16 protein-coding genes are annotated in these 20,805 nt (G+C 72.0%); 11 read left to right on the top strand and 5 right to left on the bottom strand.

All coding sequences use genetic code 11. The annotated features are described in order from the left end of the window. The first annotated feature begins 82 nt into the window (after positions 1–82). The 4 genes from ACZ45E_RS02405 (at position 83) to ACZ45E_RS02390 (ending at position 4,955) form a co-directional block, all read left to right on the top strand. Positions 83–1,450, top strand: a complete 1,368-nt coding sequence (locus tag ACZ45E_RS02405) for a wax ester/triacylglycerol synthase family O-acyltransferase (RefSeq protein ID WP_468215462.1) — start codon at positions 83–85, stop codon at positions 1,448–1,450. Positions 1,451–1,554: 104 nt separating this feature from the next. Next, positions 1,555–3,060, top strand: coding sequence for an SDR family NAD(P)-dependent oxidoreductase (locus ACZ45E_RS02400; protein WP_468215460.1), 1,506 nt, complete (start codon positions 1,555–1,557; stop codon positions 3,058–3,060). A 189-nt stretch (positions 3,061–3,249) separates the two neighbouring features. Next, the gene (locus ACZ45E_RS02395; RefSeq protein WP_468215459.1) at positions 3,250–3,921 is read left to right on the top strand and encodes a hypothetical protein; all 672 of its coding nucleotides are present in this window, start codon (positions 3,250–3,252) and stop codon (positions 3,919–3,921) included. Beyond that, on the top strand, positions 3,918–4,955 hold the full coding sequence (locus ACZ45E_RS02390) for a hypothetical protein (protein ID WP_468215457.1): 1,038 nt from the start codon (positions 3,918–3,920) through the stop codon (positions 4,953–4,955). The genes ACZ45E_RS02395 and ACZ45E_RS02390 overlap by 4 nt, the downstream gene beginning before the upstream one ends. 32 nt (positions 4,956–4,987) lie before the next feature. Here ACZ45E_RS02390 and ACZ45E_RS02385 read toward each other — a convergent pair whose 3' ends face one another. Beyond that, positions 4,988–5,836 (bottom strand): SDR family oxidoreductase, encoded by an 849-nt coding sequence (locus ACZ45E_RS02385; protein ID WP_468215455.1) that lies wholly within the window; start codon positions 5,834–5,836, stop codon positions 4,988–4,990. Between the two features lie 86 nt (positions 5,837–5,922). Beyond that, positions 5,923–6,492, bottom strand: coding sequence for an HD domain-containing protein (locus tag ACZ45E_RS02380; protein WP_468215452.1), 570 nt, complete (start codon positions 6,490–6,492; stop codon positions 5,923–5,925). 254 nt (positions 6,493–6,746) lie between these two features. Here ACZ45E_RS02380 and ACZ45E_RS02375 point away from each other — a divergent pair, with 254 nt between their 5' ends. From ACZ45E_RS02375 to ACZ45E_RS02360, 4 genes are all read left to right on the top strand, one after another. After that, positions 6,747–7,526 carry a DUF4142 domain-containing protein gene (locus ACZ45E_RS02375; RefSeq protein WP_468215450.1) on the top strand — a complete coding sequence of 260 codons (780 nt, stop codon included), beginning with the start codon at positions 6,747–6,749 and terminating at the stop codon, positions 7,524–7,526. Between the two features lie 375 nt (positions 7,527–7,901). Continuing rightward, positions 7,902–8,075 (top strand): hypothetical protein, encoded by a 174-nt coding sequence (locus ACZ45E_RS02370; protein ID WP_468215448.1) that lies wholly within the window; start codon positions 7,902–7,904, stop codon positions 8,073–8,075. A gap of 248 nt (positions 8,076–8,323) precedes the next feature. Continuing rightward, positions 8,324–10,672 (top strand): alpha-L-fucosidase, encoded by a 2,349-nt coding sequence (locus ACZ45E_RS02365; RefSeq protein WP_468215445.1) that lies wholly within the window; start codon positions 8,324–8,326, stop codon positions 10,670–10,672. Between the two features lie 285 nt (positions 10,673–10,957). Next, positions 10,958–12,841, top strand: a complete 1,884-nt coding sequence (locus ACZ45E_RS02360) for a family 20 glycosylhydrolase (RefSeq protein ID WP_468215443.1) — start codon at positions 10,958–10,960, stop codon at positions 12,839–12,841. A gap of 44 nt (positions 12,842–12,885) precedes the next feature. Here ACZ45E_RS02360 and ACZ45E_RS02355 read toward each other — a convergent pair whose 3' ends face one another. Continuing rightward, a complete protein-coding gene (locus ACZ45E_RS02355) occupies positions 12,886–14,532 on the bottom strand; it encodes an amidohydrolase (RefSeq protein WP_468215440.1) in 1,647 nt (548 codons plus the stop codon). Between the two features lie 78 nt (positions 14,533–14,610). Beyond that, positions 14,611–16,104, bottom strand: coding sequence for an APC family permease (locus ACZ45E_RS02350; protein WP_468215439.1), 1,494 nt, complete (start codon positions 16,102–16,104; stop codon positions 14,611–14,613). Positions 16,105–16,245: 141 nt separating this feature from the next. Here ACZ45E_RS02350 and ACZ45E_RS02345 point away from each other — a divergent pair, with 141 nt between their 5' ends. After that, a complete protein-coding gene (locus tag ACZ45E_RS02345; protein WP_468216020.1) occupies positions 16,246–16,935 on the top strand; it encodes a TetR/AcrR family transcriptional regulator in 690 nt (229 codons plus the stop codon). A gap of 274 nt (positions 16,936–17,209) precedes the next feature. Here ACZ45E_RS02345 and ACZ45E_RS02340 read toward each other — a convergent pair whose 3' ends face one another. Beyond that, complete coding sequence (locus tag ACZ45E_RS02340) at positions 17,210–17,908, bottom strand: FadR/GntR family transcriptional regulator (RefSeq protein ID WP_468215436.1); 699 nt, start codon at positions 17,906–17,908, stop codon at positions 17,210–17,212. A gap of 243 nt (positions 17,909–18,151) precedes the next feature. Here ACZ45E_RS02340 and ACZ45E_RS02335 point away from each other — a divergent pair, with 243 nt between their 5' ends. Beyond that, positions 18,152–19,234: a sugar ABC transporter substrate-binding protein gene (locus tag ACZ45E_RS02335; RefSeq protein ID WP_468215435.1), complete on the top strand. Its 1,083-nt coding sequence runs from the start codon at positions 18,152–18,154 to the stop codon at positions 19,232–19,234. Next, complete coding sequence (locus tag ACZ45E_RS02330) at positions 19,231–20,754, top strand: sugar ABC transporter ATP-binding protein (protein ID WP_468215433.1); 1,524 nt, start codon at positions 19,231–19,233, stop codon at positions 20,752–20,754. The genes ACZ45E_RS02335 and ACZ45E_RS02330 overlap by 4 nt, the downstream gene beginning before the upstream one ends. Positions 20,755–20,805: the final 51 nt, after the last annotated feature.

The raw sequence follows: 20,805 nt of genomic DNA, 5'->3' as shown, positions 1-20,805 counted from the left end.
TGACCGTAATCGACCGCAGGCGATTGACTGTGCCCTTCCCCGACCGCACTGTCTCCCCCCGTCGTCGACGCGAGAGCACTCCATGACCTCCCAGAGCTCGGACCTGCTCGCCCCCCTCGACCTTGCGTTCTGGAACATCGAGACACCGGAACACCCCATGCACCTGGGCGCGTTGGGCGTCTTCCAGGCCGACGGACCCGGCGCCGCCCAGCACGCGTACGAGCTGCTCGCCGCCCGCGCCGCCGGGGTCCCGGGGCTGCGGATGCGGATAGCCGGGATGCTCATACCCGTCGGCGGCGCCGCCCGGGTCTCCGCCACCGCGTTCGACCCGCTCGACCACGTGCGGCTCGCCGCGCCCGCGGCGGACTTCCACGCCGCCGCCGGCGCGCTCATGGAACGCCCCCTGGACCGGACCCGGCCACCCTGGGAGGCGCACGTGCTGCCCGCCGCGGACGGGGCGTCGTTCGCCGTGCTGTTCAAGTTCCACCACGCCCTCGCCGACGGACTGCGCGCGCTGACCCTGGCCGCCGCCGTCATGGACCCCATGGACCTGCCCGCCGCGCGAGCGCCGAAGGACCGGCCGGCGCCGCCCCGCGGACCGCGCCTCCCCGTCCCGGGGCTGCGGGAGATCACCCTCGGCGACCTCGACCCGCGGCGCTACCCCGACCACGTGCGCTCCCTGGTGAGCGGCGCCACCCAGGCCGCCGCGATCGGCGCCTCCGTGGCGCGCGCCACCTGGGGCGTGCGCACCTCGCCCGCGCTGGCCTCCCGGGCGAGCGGCGCACGGCGCACCGCGGGCGTCGTCCTCGACCTGGACGACGTGCACCGGATCCGCAAGACCGTCGGCGGCACCGTCAACGACGTCCTCATCGCGATCGTCGCCGGGGCCGTGCGGCGCTGGCTCGACGAGCGCGGCGACGGCAGCGAGGGCGTCGAGCCGCGCGCCCTGATCCCCGTCTCGCGGCGCCGCCCGCGCACCGCCCACCCGCAGGGCAACCGGCTCTCCGGCTACCTCGTGCGGCTGCCCGTCGCCGAGGCCGACCCGGTGGAGCGGCTGCGCGTCGTGCGGGCCGCCATGAACCGGAGCAAGGACCGGGGACCGAACCGGGGAGCGGGCGCCGTCGCGCTCCTCGCCGACCACGTCCCGGCGCTCGGGCACCGGCTCGGCGGCTCCCTCGTCGGGCGGAACGCGCGGCTGCTGTTCGATCTGCTCGTCACCAGCGTGCCGCTGCCCAGCCTGGGCCTGCGGCTCGGCGGCTGCCCGCTCACCGAGGTCTTCCCGCTCGCCCCGCTCGCCCAGGGACAGTCGCTCGCCGTGGCCGTCTCCACGTACCGGGGCCGCGTCCACTACGGTCTCGTCGCCGACGCCCGGGCCGTCCCCGACCTCGACGCGCTGGCCCGCGCGGTGACCGACGAACTGGGTGCGCTGCTCGCCGCCTGCGCTCCATGATCACAACGGGTTTGGCGACTGGGGCCGCCGCTCCGTAAAATTCCGCTTTCGAAAGCTCGCGCGGATCGCGCGCGACGCGGCAGACCTCAGGAACGGCAGCGGCGATGACGGTGACAGACGACAACCAGGCCCCGGTGGCCCCGGACTCCTCCGGGGTGCCCCACGGGCCGGGCATCGACCCCGAGCGGCTCGCCGTCTGCCTCAGCGTGCTGGACGAGCTCGACACGATCGATGTCGACCACCCCGACGCCATCGCGGTCCGGCGCGCCACCGCCGGCGTCTACCGGACCGTGAAGCAGCGCCGCCGCCAGGAGCGCCGCGCCGCCAAGACCGCCCACGACAAGGCCGTCACCGAGGCGACCGCGACCGGCTCCGCGCAGCGCATCGACGACGAGACCGAGGGGCTGCTGCCCTCGTCGCGGACCGGCGAGGGCCGGCTCGCCGGGATACTCCAGCGCCCGCGCTCCTGCTACACCTGCAAGGCCCGCTACGTCGAGGTCGACTACTTCTACCACCAGCTCTGCCCGGACTGCGCCCGCGTGAACCGGGACAAGCGCGAGGCCCGCGCCGACCTCACCGGCAAGCGGGCCCTGCTCACCGGCGGCCGCGCCAAGATCGGCATGTACATCGCGCTGCGCCTCCTGCGTGACGGCGCGCACACCACCATCACCACCCGCTTCCCCAAGGACGCCATCCGCCGCTTCAAGGCGATGGACGACTCGGCGGACTGGCTGCACCGCCTGGAGGTCGTCGGCATCGACCTGCGCGACCCCGCCCAGGCCGTCGCGCTCGCCGAGCAGGTCTCCGCCCAGGGCCCGCTCGACATCCTCATCAACAACGCGACGCAGACCGTGCGCCGGCTGCCCTCCGCCTACGCCGCGCTCGTCGACGGCGAGGGCGCGCCGCTGCCCGCCGGTGAACTGCCCGCCCACTCCGTCATCGGCGCGTTCAACTCCGGCGCGGTCGACGGCATCGCCGCGCTGCCCCTCGGCACCAGCGGCCTCGACGCGCAGCAGGTCGCCGACCTCGCGCTCGTCGCGGGCAACGCCAGCGTCGCCCGGCACCTGGACGGCACCGCCATCGACGCGGGCGGCCTCGTCCCCGACGTCGTCGACTCCAACACCTGGGTGCAGACCATCGAGCAGATCTCCCCGGTGGAGCTCCTCGAGACCCAGCTGTGCAACTACACGGCCCCGTTCATCCTGATCAGCGCCTTGCGTCCGGCCATGTCCGACGCCGCGAAGAAGGCGTCGAGCGGCCGCTCCTACGTCGTCAACGTCTCGGCGATGGAAGGCGTCTTCGGCCGCGGCTACAAGGGCGCGGGCCACCCGAACACCAACGCCGCCAAGGCCGCGATGAACATGGTGACGCGGACCAGCGCCCAGGAGATGTTCCAGTCCGACGGCATCCTCATGACCTCGGTCGACACCGGCTGGATCACCGACGAACGCCCGCACTACGACAAGCTGCGCCTCGCCGAGGAGGGCTTCCACGCCCCCCTCGACCTGATCGACGGCGCCGCCCGCGTCTACGACCCGGTGGTCCGCGGCGAGGCGGGCGAGGACGTGTACGGCGTCTTCCTCAAGGACTACGAGCCCGGCAAGTGGTGAGCCGCCCCGGCGGCTGACGAGCCCCAGGAGCAGGCCGCCGCGACGCGCTCCCCGCGGCTCGACGCGGTTGGCCGCGCGAGGGATGGGCATCGTTCCGGCATCCGACGGGATGCCGAGGGGGCGCATGCTCGTGAACGGTCCCGCAGTGACCCGGCGTCGAACGGCAGGGCCGGCAGTAGCATGCCGACCATGACCGATTTGCTCGGGTTCATCGACTCTGCGGTATCGGGATCGGGGGATCTGCGACCGACCCTCGCGACCGTCTGCGAAAGCGGCCGGCTCCGCGAGCATCTGCTCGCCTCGGTGAAGGAGAGGGCGTCGCTCTCCGACACGGTGTGCTACTGGCATCCGAACGGCTTCTACAAGATGAAGCTGCTCTCCCCGGGCGCCGACGCCTGGGCGCTGCGGGTCCATGTCTGGGACCGTGTCGTCCCCCCGTCCGATGTGCACGACCACCGCTGGGACTTCGCCTCCCACATCGTCTCCGGCGAACTCACCGAGACGCGCTTCACCCTCGACCGGGGCCGCGGCCGGACCCCCGTGCACCGGCTGTCGCGCGACGACACCGGCGCCTACCTGCTGACTCCTGACGGCGCCGGGACGCTCGATGCCCTCCGCACGGTCCGGTACGAGCCGGGTCGGACCTACGCCCTCGACCACCGTGTCCTGCACCGCGCCGATCCGGGGGCCGGGCACCCGGTGATCACGGTGGTGCTGCAGGGCCGCGACCTCACGCGGACGACCACGGTCGTGCCCGTCGGGGAGCAGCGTGAGGGGCGCCACGGGACGGCGATCAGCCGCCTCGCGACCGACGAGATCGCCGATCTCCTCGAACTCGTGGCAGAAAGGCTCACGGCATGACCCTTCCCGCTCCGGGCGGCACCGACGGCGTCCGCATATTCGCCCAGTACGCCCGGTTATGGGCGACCGTGGTCATGCTCGTGGCCACGGCGGTGGGCGTGGTGCTCACCCTCTGGGGCCCGCTGTTCGACCTGGACGACCAGTGGTCGGCGGCCCTGGCGGCCATCGGCGAATCGGTGATCGCCTCGGTCCTGATCTACGTCATGGTCTCGCTGTTCCTCGACCCGATCCGGCAGCGGCTCCAGGCCCAGGAACTCGCCGGATACGCGATCGACGTCGCCCACTCCCAGTTCCAGGAGCGGTTCGAGGCCTCCCTTCCCAGCGGAGTCTTCGAGTCGGCCGACGTGCCGAAGCGGGCCTTCCGGGAAGCGTTCCAGGGGTTGCTGGAGGCGTCGACGCGCTATGACAGCAAAGGGGGCGCCGCCGAGTTCGCGACGTTCCGGCTGGCTCTCGGCAGCGAGAAGCGGGCGTTTCGCCGACTGGACCAGATCAGGCTCTGTGTCATCGACCCGCGCGCCGAGGAGTGTCTGCGGGCCCATGTGACGATGCGGCTGCGCGAGCGGGGAGGGGCCGCAGGGGCGGAGCTGATCGCCCGGAAGATCAAGGAGCTGCAGACGAGCGTCTTCGTCTCGCTGACCGCCCTGCACGACTTGCGCACATCGCTGCCGACCACCGCCTACCTCCACCGTGACCTGCCGTTCTTCCGGTGCGAGATGTTCGACGACGGTATGTTCCTCACGTACTACCTCGACGGCACCGAGTACCCGGAGAACCTCCAGTTCTCGTCGCGGACCCGGCCCTACCGCGCCTACCACGCGAGTATGGACATGACCCGCAAGTTCGCCGAGAAGGAACTCCGCTTCGGTACGGAGGCCGCGCACGCCATCAGATCCGACCAGCAGTTCACCGCCCTCCTCACGGAACTCGGCTGCGACCTCCCCCTGGAGGAGCTGCGCGCAGGGCGGGACCAACGCTTCACCCGCTTCCGTGACCAGCTGCGGGGAGCGGGCATCGACGAGCGGGACATCTTCTGAGCGGCTCCGTCCGCCAGGGTCAGACGCCGGGGTCAGGCGTCGGGGTCGTCGGGATCCGGGGCGCTCGTGCGCAGCCGCTCGTGCACGGCGGAGCCCGTCGCGGCGAGCCCCGCGGCCCGCACCCGCGTGCCGCCGTCCACCAGCAGGTCCGTGCCCGTGATCCAGGACGCCTCGTCCGACACCAGCCAGCGCACGGCGCGCGCGACGTCCCCGGGCTCCCCGATGCGGCCGCTGGGCAGCCCGGCCGCGACCGCCTCCTCCGCCCGTTCCCATACGAACCGGGCCATCTCGGTGCGGACCAGGCCGGGGGAGACCGAGTTGACCCGCACCGACGGGCCCAGCTCGCCCGCCAGTTGAGCCGTCAGATGCAGCAGCGCCGCCTTGCTCGTGCCGTACGCCCCCACGTTCGGGCCGACGTGGGCGGCGCCCTCGGTGCAGACGTTGACGACGGCGCCGCCGTGCTCGCCCATCCACGCCCGCCACGCGCACTGCACCAGGCGCAGCGGCGCCTCGACGTTAACCGCGAAAGCGGTGCGCCAGGCGTCCGCGTCGGCGTCCATGAGCGGGCCGTACGGCTGGTTCGTCGCCGCGTTGTTCACGACGACGTCGACCCGGCCGTACGCGGCCATCGTCCGCTCCGTCACCTCCCACAGATGCGCCGGGTCCGCGACGGAGCCCGCCACGCCCACGGCGTCGGCGCCCTGCGCGCGCAGCGCCGCGACCGTCTCCCGCACGCCGCGAGGGTCGCGCGCCGTCACGCACAACGCGGCCCCGGCGCGGGCCAGTTCCTCGGCGACGGCCCGGCCGATGCCGCGTGAGGCACCGGTCACGACGGCCGCCCTGCCGTCGAGGGCGCGCGGTGCGGCGGGGCGCGTAGTCATGCGCGTACCGTCTCATGGCCGGCCCATGCCTGACGATGCGTCAACTGTGCTCTGGTGGTGCAGGAATCGCGAGGGGCAGCATGAAGTCAGCGACTGCGCGCGGAAGTTACGTTCCTGGCCGCCACCAGTTCGAGCACGGGGCGCCAGTCCTCCAGGACCCCGGCCTCCAGCCCCACCACCTTGCCCGCGTCGTCCGCCTGGCGCAGCACCACCGCGTCCTCGGCCAGCGGGTCGGCCTCGAACGCGGCGACCTCCTGCGGCGTCATCGGGCCGCCCTGCGCGCCGAGCGTCAGCGCGCTCTGTTCCGACAGGGCCCGGCCGGGCTCGACCGCGGTGAGGTAGCGCTTGGCCGGGACGTGCAGGCGTACCAGCCGCGCCACCCGTTCCCCGAGCAGCCCGCGTACCGCGTCCGCGGCCCGGTCCGCGTGCCCGGCGTCGTCGCCGGGTCGCAGGAGGTGCCCGAGATCGTGGATCAGGCCCGCGACCTGCAACTCCTTGTCGCTGGGGCGGCCGCGCCGCAGGAGCGCCGCGGTCTGGAGCGCGTGATCGTGCAGATCGACCGGGTCGCCGCTGCGGTCGAGGGTGTCCCACGTGCCCCGGCAGGCGTGCAGCGCCGCCATCAGCTCCTCGACGGTGCGCAGCTCGACGCGTTCCATGACCGATCCCTCCCGAAGCTCAGGCGCTGGCTGTCGGGAAGCAGACCATGGGGACGGGGCCGGAACGCGACGCAGCGGACAACGGGGCGTTAACGCTCATCGCCCGGCGCGCTCGCCGCGGCGCGTACGCACCGTGACGGGGCAGGGCGAACCCAGCGAGGAGCTGAACACCGCGGCCGCCACACCCGTATCTTCCCGTACCACCAAGTAGCCCGCCGTCCGTGCGGGTTGACGTCGGTCTCCGGGAGGACTGCTTGCGTCGCGTCAACGGCACCACCCTCATCCTCGCCGCTCTGGTCGCCACCCTCGGTGCCCTGGCCTTCCCGATCTGGTCGTACGCCGACCGCTCGGGCACCGGGCAGGCCAACCTGGACGCGAGCACCGTCGCCACCCAGTGGGGTCCGCTGTCGGCGACGGACCGGGACTTCCTCGTCAAGGTCAGGCTCGCCGGGCTCTGGGAGATACCGGCGGGCCAGCAGGCCATGGAGCGTGCCCCGACCCAGGCGGTCAGGGACGCGGGGGACCATCTCGTCGTCGGCCACACCGATCTCGACCAGCGGGTGCGCTCGGTGGCGGGGAGGCTCGGGGTGGAGCTCCCGAACCAGCCGTCGGCGCAGCAGCAGGGCTGGCTGAACGAGATGTCCGCGGCGAGCGGCAAGGAGTACGAGCGCAAGTTCGCCAATCTGCTGCGGGACTCGCACGGCAAGGTGTTCGCGCTCGTCGCCCAGGTCCGTCACACCACCCGCAACTCCCTGGTGCGTGAGCTGGCCACCGACGCCAACCAGACGGTGCTCGACCACATCACCATGCTGGAGAACACCGGCGACGTGGACTTCGACGGCATCGCGAACGAGGCGGCGGGCGCCGCGACCGCCAGCCCCTCGGGCCCGCCCCCGCCGAACGGCCAGGTGCCGCCGGCCCCGGCGCCCGCCCGGCCCACGGGTTCGCCGGACGCCACGTCGCGCCCCTCGGCCGGACCGGCCGACGAGCCCGGCCGCAGCATCGACACGAACCGGCCCGCGCCGACCTCGTGAGGGGCCGAGCGGACGAAGCACCCGGCCGGACCTGAGGGAGTACGCCCGCGCGACGGAAATACGCTCGCGTGGGCCGAGTCCGCGTGGCTGAATGAACACCCGGCGACCCCCACGGGACGTCCGGGTTTCAGCCCCATCGAGCGGACCCTCGCTCATTTGGTTACTCTGTAGCCGGACGGTTACCGCACGTGGGTCCCACCCGTACCCATGGAGCCGTCCGGGGAGAGGTCGGTCACCACGGCCGATCCCACCAGCGACACCGGCGCCACCGCGCCCGAACTGGCCCTCTACTCAAGCCCGATCGGGCGTCCGGTGCCCCGCGCGACGCTGGGCCGGTCAGCCGGAGCGGGTTACCCGACACACAAGGAGTGCGCGGTGACACCAGAGAAGACGAATCGCGACCAACGACCGAAGGAACGTGCGGAGCGGGCCGGCCGACGGCCGGAGAAGCTCGGCAGCCTCGATGTCTGGGCCCGGTCGGCCCCCATCCGCCTAGCCGGGTACGAGGACGACCTCGCCGAACCGCACATCCTGCCCAGCGTCGACTGAGCTCGCGGCCCCGTCCCGGCCGTTCGCCCGCATCCCCGGAGGTCCGGGGGTGCGGGCGCACGTATGTCCGGACCCGTGGACCCGCGGGGCCCCACCCCCGCACGGAAGGTCCGCCCCCGCATGCGGGTGTCATCGGGTCGCTTCTCTCAACTCTCGTCCTTGCGCGGCCCATTGACGACTTTGGTGTGCGCCAGCATCATCAGACCTCCGATGAATGCAAAGCCGAGCCGCTTCAGGGAGTGCTGTGCATGAGTGCGTACCCAAGACGTCAGGTCCTCGGAGCCGCGGCCGTCGTGGCGGCGGCGACCGCGCTGCCGTGGACGGCCGCCGGCCCGGCCGCCGCGGCGTCGCCGGACATCGCCGGAGGTGACTGGGGCACCGTCCCCGCGCCCGTCCCGGTGCCGCTCGACGCCTACTTCGACAACGACGGCATCGATACCGCCGCCGCCCGGGGCGGCAGCTTCGACGGCAGCGGCTACACCTTCCCCGGCGAGGAACTGCCCGCCGGACGGCTGGAGGTCGACGGCGTGCCCTTCGCGTTCCCGTCCTCCGCCGCGGACGCGAAGAACAACGTCGTCGCCCGTGGCCAGCGCCTCGAACTGCCCCCGGGCCGTTACCTGTCCGCCCTGTTCCTCGCCGCGGGCAGCTACGGCGACGCGTCCGGGCAGGTCACCGTCGACTACGCCGACGGGTCCACGGCAACCGCCGGTCTGAGCGCCCCGGACTGGTACGCGGGTGGCCGGACCGTCGCCGCCCCCTACCGCTACACGCCGGACGGCACCAAGGACGAGCACGCCGTCGGCATGGGCGTCAGCGAGATCGCACTCGACGCGGGACGCGAGGCCGTCGCGATCACGCTGCCGGCGCTCGCACCCGCCGAGGAGAACAGGACGGCCCTGCACGTCTTCGCGCTGACCCTGCAACCGGCCGCCGAGGGGCGGGCGCTGGCGCTGCGCGACGCGCACTCCACCTTCTCGCTCCTCGAAGGGTCCGGCGCGCAGAGCGTCGAGGCCACCGTCGTCAACGCGGGCACCGTCGCCGTCCTCGCCTCCGACGCCCTCACCATCGGCGTCGACGTGCCCGGCGCACGCACGGTGGAACCCGCGCGCGTGAAGTGGCTGGCCCCCGGCGAACAGGCCCGCGTCCGCGTCGGCATCCGCAACCGGGGCGGCATCGCGCCCGGCACCGTGCAGGACGGCAGGGTGATCGCCTCGGGGCGCGGGCGGCGCGCCGCGACCGTCGGGCGGAAACTGACGCTCGGAGTGCCCGACTACCGGCCGACCGAGGCGTCGCTCTCCGGGCACCAGGCCCCGTACTGGTTCGATTCGGCCAAATTCGGCATCTTCATCCACTGGGGCGTCTACTCCGTGCCCGCGTGGGCGCCGGTCGGCAAGCAGTACGCCGAGTGGTACTGGGACCAGATGCAGGACCCGAACAATCCGACGTACGCGCACCACAAGGAGGTCTACGGCGAGGACTTCGCCTACGACGACTTCATCCCGCGCTTCACGGCGGAGAAGTTCGACCCGCGCGCGTGGGTCGAGCTGTTCCGTGACGCGGGCGCGCAGTACCACGTCCTCACGTCCAAGCACCACGAGGGCTTCGCCCTGTGGGACACCAAGCTGTGCGACCGCAACGCCGTCAAGATGGGCCCCAGGAGGGACCTCGTCAAGGCGCTGTTCGACGCCTCCGCGCGGTACGCGCCCGAACTCCACCGGGGCCTGTACTTCTCGATGCCCGAGTGGTTCAACCCGGACAGTCCGTGGATGGGCCACGCGCCGCGCAACCCGTACACGCTGGAGCCCGTCCCCTACACCGGCTACACGGCCGGCAAGGACTACGTGAAGGAGTTCCAGGCCCGGCAGATGCTGGAGCTCGTCCACGACTACGACACCCAGCTGCTGTGGTGCGACATCGGCGGCGCCAACGACTCGGTGCACGTCCTCGCCGAGTACTTCAACCACGGCAAGAACCGGGCGAAACCGCTGGAGGTCGCCGTCAACAACCGCTCGGGGATCGGCTTCCACGACTTCACGACGCCCGAGTACACGACGTACGACAACACGGTCGTCGCCAAATGGGAGTCCAGCCGCGGCCTCGACCCGTTCAGCTACGGCTACAACGCCGAGACCCCGGACGACAAGTACATGTCCACCGAGGAGGTCGTGCACAGCCTCGTCGACATCGTGTCGAAGAACGGCAACTTCCTGCTCGACATCGGGCCGCGCGCCGACGGCACCATCCCGGAGATCATGCAGACCCGGCTGCGCGAGACCGGCCACTGGCTGCGGACCAACGGCGAGGCGATCTACGCCACCACGTACTGGTCGCGGATGGCGCAGCTCGGCGATGACCTGCGGTTCACCGTCCGGCCGAACCAGGCGTTCTACATCCACTCGCTCGCCGAACCCGGCGCCGAGCTCATCGTCGAGGCGCCGGTGCCGGTGCGGCCCGGCGACAAGGTCACGATGCTCGGCCACGACCGGCCGCTCAACTGGACCGTGCGGGGCGGGGCGTTCGTGATCGACGTGCCCGCCGCGGCCCGCCGGGCCGGCGAGCACGTCTGGGTCTTCAAGGTGGAGTGGCGCGGCCGATAGGGCCTGTCTGACAATTCCCGTCTGCCCCACGACGCCTGGCACGCACTCTCGCCGCACCGGGCACCAGGCCAAGTACGTCCAGTACGAGGCCTCGCACCCGGCCCGCCGAGAGCACGCACCAGACGCCGCGGAGCCGCCCTTCGGGCGACGACGCGAATTGTCAGACAGGCCCTAGGACGCGCAGGGCCACCGCGCCCGGTCATCGGGTCTGTCCCGGCGGATGTCCAAGCATCCGCCGGGTTTATCCATGGACTCTTTCCTTCCGCTCGCGAATCATCGGATGTCATGTTGACCGTGTTCCGTACGAAAATGCCCTCCGGGCGGCGGGGACCGCGACTCGCCGGTGCCGCGCTCGCCCTGATGCTGACCGCCGCACCGCTCTCCGCCGCGCACGCGGACCCGGCGCCCGCGGTACCCCGCACCGTCCCCGCCGTCACCGACTGGCAGCCCGCGCAAGGCGCCTACGCGTACTCCTCCCGAGCCCGGCTCGTCGCCCACGACGCCGCGTCCCGCCGCGTCGCCCACACCCTCGCCGACGACCTGCGCGCCGCGGGCAAGGGGACCGTCTCCGTCACGGGCGGCCCGTCCCACACCGGTGACATCGTTGTCGACGTGGACACGGGCGAGAAGCGACTGGGCGCCGAAGGCTACGAGCTGACCGCGGGCAGGCGCCTGGAGATCACCGGCGCCGCGGAGACCGGCGCCTTCTACGGCACCCGCACCCTCCTGCAACTCCTCGCCCAGAGCACGCGGATACCCGCGGGCCGCACGGTCGACGTGCCGCGGTACAAGGAGCGCGGCGTCGGCGTCTGCGCCTGCTACGTGCACATCTCCACCGACTGGCTGGAGAACCTGGTGCGCGACATGGCGTACCACAAGCTCAACCAGCTCCTCCTCGAACTCAAGGTGAAGAGCGACGCCCACCCGGAGGCCAACTCCTGGGGCTACTACACCCGGAGCGAGATCCGCCGCCTCGTCGCCCTCGGCGAGAAGTACCACGTCACGATCGTCCCGGAGATCAACTCGCCCGGCCACATGGACCCCTGGATCCAGGACCGGCCCGACCTCCAGCTCGTCGACACCGACGGCAACGCCCAGCCGTCGCGCCTGGACATCACCAAGCCCGAGGCCCTCACCTACTACAAGAGCCTCATCGACGAGTACGGCGAGGTGTTCCCCGCCACCTGGTGGCACATGGGCGCCGACGAGTACATGCTCGGCTCCGACTTCGCCAAGTACCCGCAGGTCCTCGCCTACGCCCGCGCCCGGTACGGCGCGGACGCCACCCCGCAGGACGCCTTCATCGACTTCGTCGACCGCGTCGAGGCGTACGCCGCGAGCAAGGGCAAGCGGTTGCGCATCTGGAACGACGGACTCACCGGCGCCAACACCGTGCCCGTGAAACCCGGCACCACCGTCGAGCACTGGCTGGACGTGAGCGTGAAGCCGAGCCGGCTCATCGCGCAGGGCCACCCGGTGATGAACGCCGCCTACTCCCTCTACGTCATCCGCGGCGGCTTCCACTCCGACACCGAGAAGCTGTACGACGAGCGGTGGGACCCGCGCAGCTTCGAGGGCGAGAAACTCGCGTCGCGGGACGGCATCACCGGCGCCAAGATCAGCCTCTGGCCCGACAACGGGCGCGGCGAGACCGAGAACGAGGTCGCCACGGCCGCCTTCCTGCCGCTCAACCACATCGCCCAGGCCACCTGGGGCGCGCCCCACCCGGACGCCGACTTCGCCGGGTTCACCGCCCGCGCCGACGCCGTCGGCCACGCCCCCGGGGTGCGGGACCTGACCCGGGTGCCGCTCGCCGACGGCACGTACACGCTCACCGACCGCGGCCACCGCACGGCCCCCGCCCAGGTGCGCGTCGCCCGCACCGCCGACGGCTACGCCACGCTCAGGAACGCGGCCGGTGCCTGCCTGGAGACGCGCGCCGGGAAGCTCACGCTCAACGTCCCGCTGGAGCCGGGATCCGCCGTCACCTGGGAGACGTGCGACGCCAAGAACACCCTCCAGCGCTGGCAGCTCACGGCGGACAAGGGCGGCTTCCTCCTCACCAACGCCATCACCCGTATGACGCTGAACGCCGACTCCGACGGCCGGCTCGCGCAGAACCCGCCGGACCAGCGGACCCCCACCACCTGGACCCTGCACCGCGCCTGAGCCGAAGGGACTTCCCCGCCCCGCGGCCCCGAACCGCCGAGGGGTCAGCCGAACACCCGCCGGCCGCCCACGAACGTCTGCTCCACCTTCGTCGCGCCGATCTCCTCGGCCGGGCCCGCGAAGGGGTCCCGGTCCAGGACCGCCAGATCCGCGAGCCGGCCCGCGGCGATCGTCCCGGTCTCCGCGTCGAGCCCGTTCACGTACGCGCTGCCCGCCGTGTACGCGGTGAGCGCGTCCAGGAGCCCGATCCGCTGTTCGGGCAGGAACACCGGCGTCCCGGCGGGCGCGTCCGGGGCGATCCGGTTCACCGCCACATGGATGCCCTGGAGCGGATCCGGGCTGCTCACCGGCCAGTCGCTGCCCGCCGCCAGCGTCGCGCCCGAGCGCAGCAGCGCCCCGAACGGGTACTGCCGGGCCGTCCGCTCCTGGCCGAGGAAGGGGATGGTCAGCTCGTCCATCTGCGGCTCGTGTGCCGCCCACAGCGGCTGGATGTTCGCGCTCGCGCCGAGCGCCCGGAACCGTCCGATGTCGTCGGGGTGCACGACCTGGAGGTGCGCGAGGTGCGGCCGCGTGTCGGTCCAGCCGTTGGCCTGCCGCGCCGCCTCCACGGCGTCGAGGGCCTCGCGCACGGCACGGTCGCCGAGCGCGTGGAAGTGCACCTGGAACCCGTGGGCGTCGAGCGCGGTGACGTACCTCTTCAGGTCCCCGGGCGCGACGAAGCTGATCCCGCTGTTGTCCGTCCGGCAGCCGCATCCGTCGAGGTAGGGGGCCAGCAGCGCGGCCGTGCCGTTCTCGGCGACCCCGTCCTGCATGATCTTCACCGTCGTCGAACGCAGTCGGCCGCGGGTGCCCGCCGCCCGCCGCGCGAGCAGCTCCTCGATCTGCTCGATGCCGCGCGCCCGGTCCCACCACAGCGCGCCCACCACGCGTGCGGTGAGGCGGCCCTCGTCCGCGCAGGCGAGATACGCGTCCGTGGGGTCGGTGAGATTGGCGTGCGAGCCGAGCAGCGCGTCCTGCCAGGCGGTGACGCCGAGCGAGTGGAGCAGTTCCTGCGCGCGCAGCAGCCCGGTGATCCGCTCCTCCCGCGTCGAGGGCGGCAGCAGCCTTCCCACCAGGTTCGCCGCGCCTTCCTGGAGCATGCCGGTGGGCGTGCCCGTGGCGTCCCGCTCGATCCGGCCGTCGTCCGGGTCGGGGGTGCGGGCGTCGATCCCGGCGCGGCGCAGGGCCGCGGAGTTGACCCAGGCCCCGTGATGGTCGCGGTTGACGAGGTACACCGGCCGGTCCGGCACGAGCGCGTCGAGCTCGGCGGCGGTGGGCAGGCCGCCGGGGAACGCCTCCATGGACCAGCCGCCGCCGGTGATCCATTCCGGCCCGGGACGGCTGCGGGCGTACGCGGCGATGAGATCACGGTAGGCGGTGAGCGTCGTCGCCCCGCTCAGGTCGCACTGGCCCATCTCCATGCCGCCGCCGACCGGATGGATGTGCGCGTCCTGGAACCCGGGGATCAGCAGCTTGCCCGCCAGGTCGACGACATCGGTCCGCGGGCCGATCAGCGCGCGTACCTCGTCGTGGCCGACGGCGACGACGCGTTCACCGCGGACGGCGACCGAGGTGGCGCGGGACCGGGCGGGGGAGCCGGTGTGGACCGGGCCGCCGGTGAGGACGAGGTCGGCGGATGCGGTGTCGGACATGAGCGGCAACTCCTGCGATATGTAAGGGGGTTACGGAACTTCGGAACTTCGGGACTACGGGACTACGGGACTTCGGGGCTACGGGACTTCGAGCGCGGTCGGTGGGACGGCCCCGGTGTCGGTGTCGGTGTCGGTGCCGCGCCGGGTCGTGAAGTACGGGGAGCGACGGCGGTACTTGGCGACGGCCGCCATCGCGAGCCCGGACCCGACGACGGCCACGGGCACGGACAGCATGAACCAGCCGTTGTCCGGGCTGAGTTCGAAGTGGTCGCTCATCGTGGCGTAGTCCCGGGCGAGGTAGCCGCCGACGCCGAGCAGCGCCAGCGCGCTGAGCGCGGGCGCGACCACCGAACGCAGCGCTTGCCGGGGTGCGGTGCGCAAGGCCGAGCGGAACCGGACGGCGCAGGCCAGCGCCGTGAGGCCGTAGTACAGGGCCACTGTCAGGCCGATCGAGTTCACGGCGGCGAGGATCATCTCGTTCAGCTTCGGAATGGCGAGGGCGAGCAGCGCGACGCCGGCCGCGACGGCCATGACGAGCACCGTGCCGAGGGCGGGGGATCCGTAGCGCGGGCTGATCCGCGTCCATACCCGGCCCATCGTGCGGTCCCTACCCATCGCGTACAGGCCGCGCGCGGTCGGGATGACGCTGGACTGCAGCGATGCCACCGCGGAGAAGAGCAGCGCGAGCAGCGGCAGGCTCGCGACCGGCTCGTCGGCCAGCTTCGCGCCGAGGTACGTGAGCGCCCCCGGCCCCTGCTCGATCAGTTCCGGCAGCGACATCTCGCGCTGGAAGGCCACCGACCCGTACAGGAACAGCGCGAGCATCGTGAACAGGGCGATGAAGCCGCCGCGGCCCACGTCCCGGACGTCCTTCGTCTCCTCGGTGACGCTGAACGCGGCGTCCCAGCCCCAGAAGAAGAACACCGCGAGGACCAGGCCCTGCGCGAACGCCGTGCCGTCGTGCACGGCGAACGGGTTCAGCCACGACCACTGGAAGCCGTGCTCCCCGGTGACCAGGCACCAGCCGCAGAACCCGAGCAGGACCGCGTACTCGAAGACCAGCAGCCACGCCTGCAACCGGGTCGCCTTGCGGACACCGGTGACGGCGGTGACGGTGACGACGGCGAGGACCACCAGCCCCACGACCGTGCTGAGGGCCGTCGAGTTCGGATCCAGGTCGAGGCCGAACAGCGTATGCAGATGTGCCTTGTTGGCGAACTGAAGGAACACCGAGCCGGTCACCGCGCTCGTGTACGCCATGAAGATCACGGTGCCGACGAGCGTGACCCAGCCGGTGAGGAAGCCGAGCCACGGGCCGAGCGAGGCGGCGACCCACACGTATCCGCTGCCCATGTTCGGCTCGTCGCGGTTGAGCCGCGCGTACGCGGTGGCGATGCCGAGGATCGGGAGGAACGCGACCAGCAGCACGGCCGGCGACTGGAGGCCCACCGTCGCGGCGAGTGCCCCCATTCCGATGCCGATGCTCGTCGTGGCGGCGGTGCTGGACGCGGCGATGGCGACACCGTCGACGACACCGAGGGAACGGCGCAGAGCTGGGGGATCGCTTCTCATGGGCAGGCTCCTGGGACCGGGGACGGGCGGGGTTCGGCGAGGCGTTGGCGAGGAGGCTGCGATCAAACCGGCCTTGTCAGCGTTGCGTCAATGGTGTTGACATAAGGGTGGGACGGGTCGGCCGAAGGAGTGGGTGCAGTGGTGGAAGGGCGTGTTCCGGTGGAGCGGCGGCGCCGTAGACCGGCCAGGTCGGGCGTGGTGCTGTCCGAGGAGGTGATCGTCGACTGCGCGCTGCGGCTGGTGGGGCAGCACGGGCCGGACGCGCTGAGCGTGCGGCGGCTCGGCGCGGCGCTCGGCTGCGATCCGAGCGCCCTGTACCGGTACTTCCACAACACCGACGACCTGCTGCTCGCGCTCGCCGACCGGATCATCGGGGAGGCCCAGGCCGGCTTCGAGCCGGACGGGATGCCGTGGGCGGAGGCGCTGTGCGAGATGGCGCTGCGGGTGCACGCGGGTTACCGGAGGCATCCGAGGGTGGCCGCGATGGCGGCGTACCGGGTGACGCGACGCCTCAACGAGTTCCGGGCCGTCGATACGGGGATCGGGTTGTTGCGGCGGGCGGGGTTCGACGACGAGACGGCTGTGCGGTATTACGCGGCGTTCATCGACACGGTGTTGGGGCATGCGGCGTTGGACGCGGCGCACTTGGCTCTGCCGGTCGAGCGGAGGGGGGCGGATGACTTGGCCTGGGGTGGGGTGTATGCGGGGTTGCCGGCGGCGGGGTATCCCGAACTTGCTGCTGTGCGGGGGCACTTGCCGTTGATGGGCGGGAGTTCCTTTGAAGCCGCGTTGGAGTTGTTGGTGGCGGCTTTGGTGGCGGCCGCGCCGTAGCTCCGCCGGTCGCATGGGTGCCCGCGGGCCCGGTGGGGCTTCTCGCGCAGTTCCCCGCGCCCCTGAAGCAAGCGGCTCCGCCGCAGCTCCAGGCCCCCATGAGATGGCGCACGAAGTGCGCATCTCAGGGGCGCGGGGAACTGCGCGACCAGCCACGACGGTGGCGCGTCCGACATACCACCTTTGAGGGGCGCGGGGAACTGCGCGATCAGGTTCCGCCGGGCCGCAGTCGGGTGAGGGGGCAAGGCTTATGGCGCGGGGCCGGGGCCCTGGCTCAGTCCAGCTGGGACCGGAGCCATTCCTCCACCTCGCCGACGTGCGCCGCCGCGGCGGCCCGCGCCGCCTCCGGGTCGCGGGCGACCAGCGCCCGGTGGATACGGGAGTGCTCGCGCCGGGTCCGCTCGAACGCGCCCTCTTCCTGGTAGCCGCGCCAGACCCGCGCCCGGAACGTGCGCGACGAGAGCCCCTCCAGAATCGCGGCCATGGTGTCGTTGCCCGCCGCGGCCACGATCGCCCGGTGGAAAGCGAGGTCGTGGGAGAGGATCTCCTCGGGGTCGTCGGTGGCTTCCATCGCCGCCAAGTGCTCCTCGACCTCGGCGAGTTGGGGCCGGGTGATGCGCGCCGCGGCCAGCGCCGTCGCCGTCGACTCCAGGATGCGGCGGATCTCCAGGAGCTCCACGAGCCGGGGACCCCGCGACAGATCCGCGACGACCCCGAACGTCTCCAGGAGGTCCCCCGCCTCCAGCTGGGTGACGTAGATGCCGGAGCCGTGCCGCGCCTCCAGGACCCCGAGCACGGTCAGGGCGCGGATGGCCTCCCGCATCGAACTGCGGGAGATGCCCAGTTGGACGGCGAGGTCCCGCTCGGTGGGCAGGCGTTGGCCCGGCTCCAGGCGGCCGCCGCCGATCATCGCCTTGATCTGCTCGATCGCCCGCGCCGTGACGGTGCCCTTCTGGGGGGCGGTCTGCTCCACGATGGCGTCCTCCCGAGTGCGGGTCCCACTGCCGAATGCGGTGCAGTCTAATCAGCGATGTGGTCCGACCACTAGACAGGTGGTCGGACCTTTCGGGGGTCTCGGGCCTGTAAATCCGCAAGAAGTTGGCGCCGAAGGGTGTTGGAGGAGCGAAGTGGTCTGATAAATATTCCGGCGCGGCCAGGTATCGGGACGGCGGACCCGGCCGCGAGCCCATGACGTCCGGAGCCGAGGAGCGGTCCGATGAATGGCACCACGAAGCGCGCGAAGAGTTCGAGAGCGGCAGCCCTGCGCACGGCGGCTCTGCTGGGGTGCGCCGCCCTCGCCCTCACCGCGTGCGGCAGCACCAAGGACGACACGTCGGGCGCGGCGGGCGGGGGAGGCGGCGACGGCAAGGGCAAGGTGGGCGTGATCCTGCCCCTGCTCACCTCGCCGTTCTGGCAGTCGTACAACGACTACGTGCCGAAGATGGCGAAGTCCGAGGAGGTGGACGCGCTGAAGACGGTCAACTCCAACAGCGACCCGTCGCAGCAGATCACCGACATCAACAACCAGCTCAACCAGGGCGTCGAGGGACTCGTCGTGGCGCCGCTCGACAGCGCAGCCATCGCCGCCGGGCTCGACCAGGCCGAGCGCAAGGGCGTCCCCGTCGTCGCCGTGGACGTGGCGCCCGAGAAGGGCAAGGTCGCCATGGTCGTGCGCGCGAACAACGTCGCGTACGGCGAGAAGGCCTGTACGTACCTGGGCAAGCAGGTGGAGTCCGGCAAGGTCGTGCAGATCATGGGCGACCTGGCGTCGGTCAACGGACGCGAGCGCTCGGAGGCGTTCCGTGACTGCGTCAAGCAGAAGTACCCGAAGCTGAAGGTCCTGGAGATCCCGGCCAAGTGGGAGTCGGACACCGCCGCCTCCAAGCTGGACACCCTCCTCAACGCCAACCCCGACATCAAGGGCATCTACCTCCAGGCGGGCGGTGTCTACCTCGCGCCGACCCTGCAGACCCTGAAGTCCAAGAGCATGCTGAAGACGGCGGGCGAAGCCGGGCACATCGCGATCGTCTCCAACGACGGCATCCCGCAGGAGTTCGACGCCATCCGCAAGGGCCAGATCGACGCGACCGTCTCCCAGCCCGCCGACACGTACGCCAAGTACGGCATGTACTACATCAAGGCGGCGATGCGGGGGAAGACGTTCGAGCCGGGCCCGACGGACCACGACTCAAAGATCGTCAGGCTGCCCAGCGGCATCCTGGAGGACCAGCTGCCCGCACCGCTGGTCACCAAGGACAACGTCGATGACCCCGAGCTCTGGGGAAACACGGTCAAATGACGCCGACCACAGCCTCGTCGGCCCCGCTGGTGGAAGCCGAGGGCATCGTCAAGCGGTACGGGCCCACGGTCGCCCTCGCCGACGGACGGCTCACCGTGCGCGCGGGCGAGTCCCACGCGCTGGTCGGCCGCAACGGCGCGGGCAAGTCCACCCTCGTCACCGTCCTCACCGGCCTCCAGGCGCCGGACGCGGGCACCCTGCTCTTCGACGGCGAACCCGCGCCGCCGCTCGGCGACCGGGACGCCTGGCGCTCCAAGGTGGCCTGCGTCTACCAGAAACCCACGGTCGTACCGGAGTTGACCGTGGCCGAGAACCTGTTCATCAACCGGCAGCCCGGGGCCCGCCACGGCTTCTTCAGCTGGAAGAAGCTGCACGCGCAGGCGGCCGGGCTCCTCGACACCTGGGACATCCGCGTCGACCCGGGCGCGCGCACCGCCGACCTCAAGGTCGAGGACCGCCAAATGGTCGAGATCGCCCGCGCGTTGAGCGGCGGCGCCCGGTTCATCGTCCTCGACGAGCCGACCGCTCAGCTCGACAACCGGGAGATCGAGCGCCTCTTCGCCCGCATGCGGGCCTTGCAGGAATCCGGCGTCACGTTCCTCTTCATCTCGCACCACCTCCAGGAGGTGTACGAGGTCTGCCAGACGGTCACCGTGCTGCGCGACGCCCGCTGGATCACCACGGCGCCGGTCGCCGAACTGCCGCGCCCCGCACTGGTCGAGGCGATGGCCGGCGAGGTGATCGCCGAGCAGGCGGCGGCGGCCGAGGCGGTCGTGGAACAGGACGGCGTGGACGCCCCGGTGGTCCTCGACGTCCAGGGCCTGACCTCGGACACCTACCGGGACGTCGACCTGACCGTGCGCCGCGGCGAGGTCGTCGGCCTCGCCGGGTCCAGCGGCAGCGGCAAGGTCGCCCTCGCCGAGTCCCTGGCCGGCCTGCACACACCGGCCTCGGGCGCCGCCCGGCTGGACGGCAGGGCGCTCCCGTTCGGTGACGTGTCGGCGGCGCTCGCCGCCGGGGTGGGCTGCGTGCCGCGCGACCGCCACGACCAGGGCCTCGTCACCGCCATGTCCATCGGCGACAACGCCACGATGACGGTGCTCGGGCGCCTGGGCCGCTACGGCTTCGTCGGCACCGACCGCAAGCGCCGCTTCGCCCGCGACCTCATCGAACGCCTCGACATCCACGCCGAGGGCCCCGAGCAGCCCGTCTCCGACCTCTCCGGCGGCAACGCGCAGAAGGTCGTCATGGCCCGCGCGCTCGCCTCCGACCCGCACCTCCTCGTCCTCATCAACCCCACGGCCGGCGTCGACGTGAAGTCCAAGGAGTCGTTGCTGCGCCGCGTCGACAGCGCCCGCGACGACGGCACCGCGGTCCTCGTCGTCTCCGACGAGCTCGACGACCTGCGCCGCTGCGACCGGGTGCTGGTGCTGTTCCACGGCCGGGTCGTCGCGGAGCATGCCGCGGGCTGGTCGGACCATGACCTGATCGCCTCCATCGAGGGGGTGGCCCGTGACTGACCTCACGCCACGGGTCCCCGCCCCGGACCCCGCTCCTCGATCGCCGGAGGG

This window comes from Streptomyces sp. NPDC030991, assembly GCF_055571235.1.
This window is presented reverse-complemented; position numbering and strand designations above follow the sequence as displayed.

What these genes read in the sequence shown, in the direction of transcription:
- ACZ45E_RS02405 (WP_468215462.1), top strand. Translation starts at nt 83, where the DNA reads ATGACCTCCCAGAGCTCGGACCTGCTCGCCCCCCTCGACCTTGCGTTC.
- ACZ45E_RS02400 (WP_468215460.1), top strand. Translation starts at nt 1,555, where the DNA reads ATGACGGTGACAGACGACAACCAGGCCCCGGTGGCCCCGGACTCCTCC.
- ACZ45E_RS02395 (WP_468215459.1), top strand. Translation starts at nt 3,250, where the DNA reads ATGACCGATTTGCTCGGGTTCATCGACTCTGCGGTATCGGGATCGGGG.
- ACZ45E_RS02390 (WP_468215457.1), top strand. Translation starts at nt 3,918, where the DNA reads ATGACCCTTCCCGCTCCGGGCGGCACCGACGGCGTCCGCATATTCGCC.
- ACZ45E_RS02385 (WP_468215455.1), bottom strand. Translation starts at nt 5,836, where the DNA reads ATGACTACGCGCCCCGCCGCACCGCGCGCCCTCGACGGCAGGGCGGCC.
- ACZ45E_RS02380 (WP_468215452.1), bottom strand. Translation starts at nt 6,492, where the DNA reads ATGGAACGCGTCGAGCTGCGCACCGTCGAGGAGCTGATGGCGGCGCTG.
- ACZ45E_RS02365 (WP_468215445.1), top strand. Translation starts at nt 8,324, where the DNA reads ATGAGTGCGTACCCAAGACGTCAGGTCCTCGGAGCCGCGGCCGTCGTG.
- ACZ45E_RS02360 (WP_468215443.1), top strand. Translation starts at nt 10,958, where the DNA reads ATGTTGACCGTGTTCCGTACGAAAATGCCCTCCGGGCGGCGGGGACCG.
- ACZ45E_RS02355 (WP_468215440.1), bottom strand. Translation starts at nt 14,532, where the DNA reads ATGTCCGACACCGCATCCGCCGACCTCGTCCTCACCGGCGGCCCGGTC.
- ACZ45E_RS02350 (WP_468215439.1), bottom strand. Translation starts at nt 16,104, where the DNA reads ATGAGAAGCGATCCCCCAGCTCTGCGCCGTTCCCTCGGTGTCGTCGAC.
- ACZ45E_RS02335 (WP_468215435.1), top strand. Translation starts at nt 18,152, where the DNA reads ATGAATGGCACCACGAAGCGCGCGAAGAGTTCGAGAGCGGCAGCCCTG.
- ACZ45E_RS02330 (WP_468215433.1), top strand. Translation starts at nt 19,231, where the DNA reads ATGACGCCGACCACAGCCTCGTCGGCCCCGCTGGTGGAAGCCGAGGGC.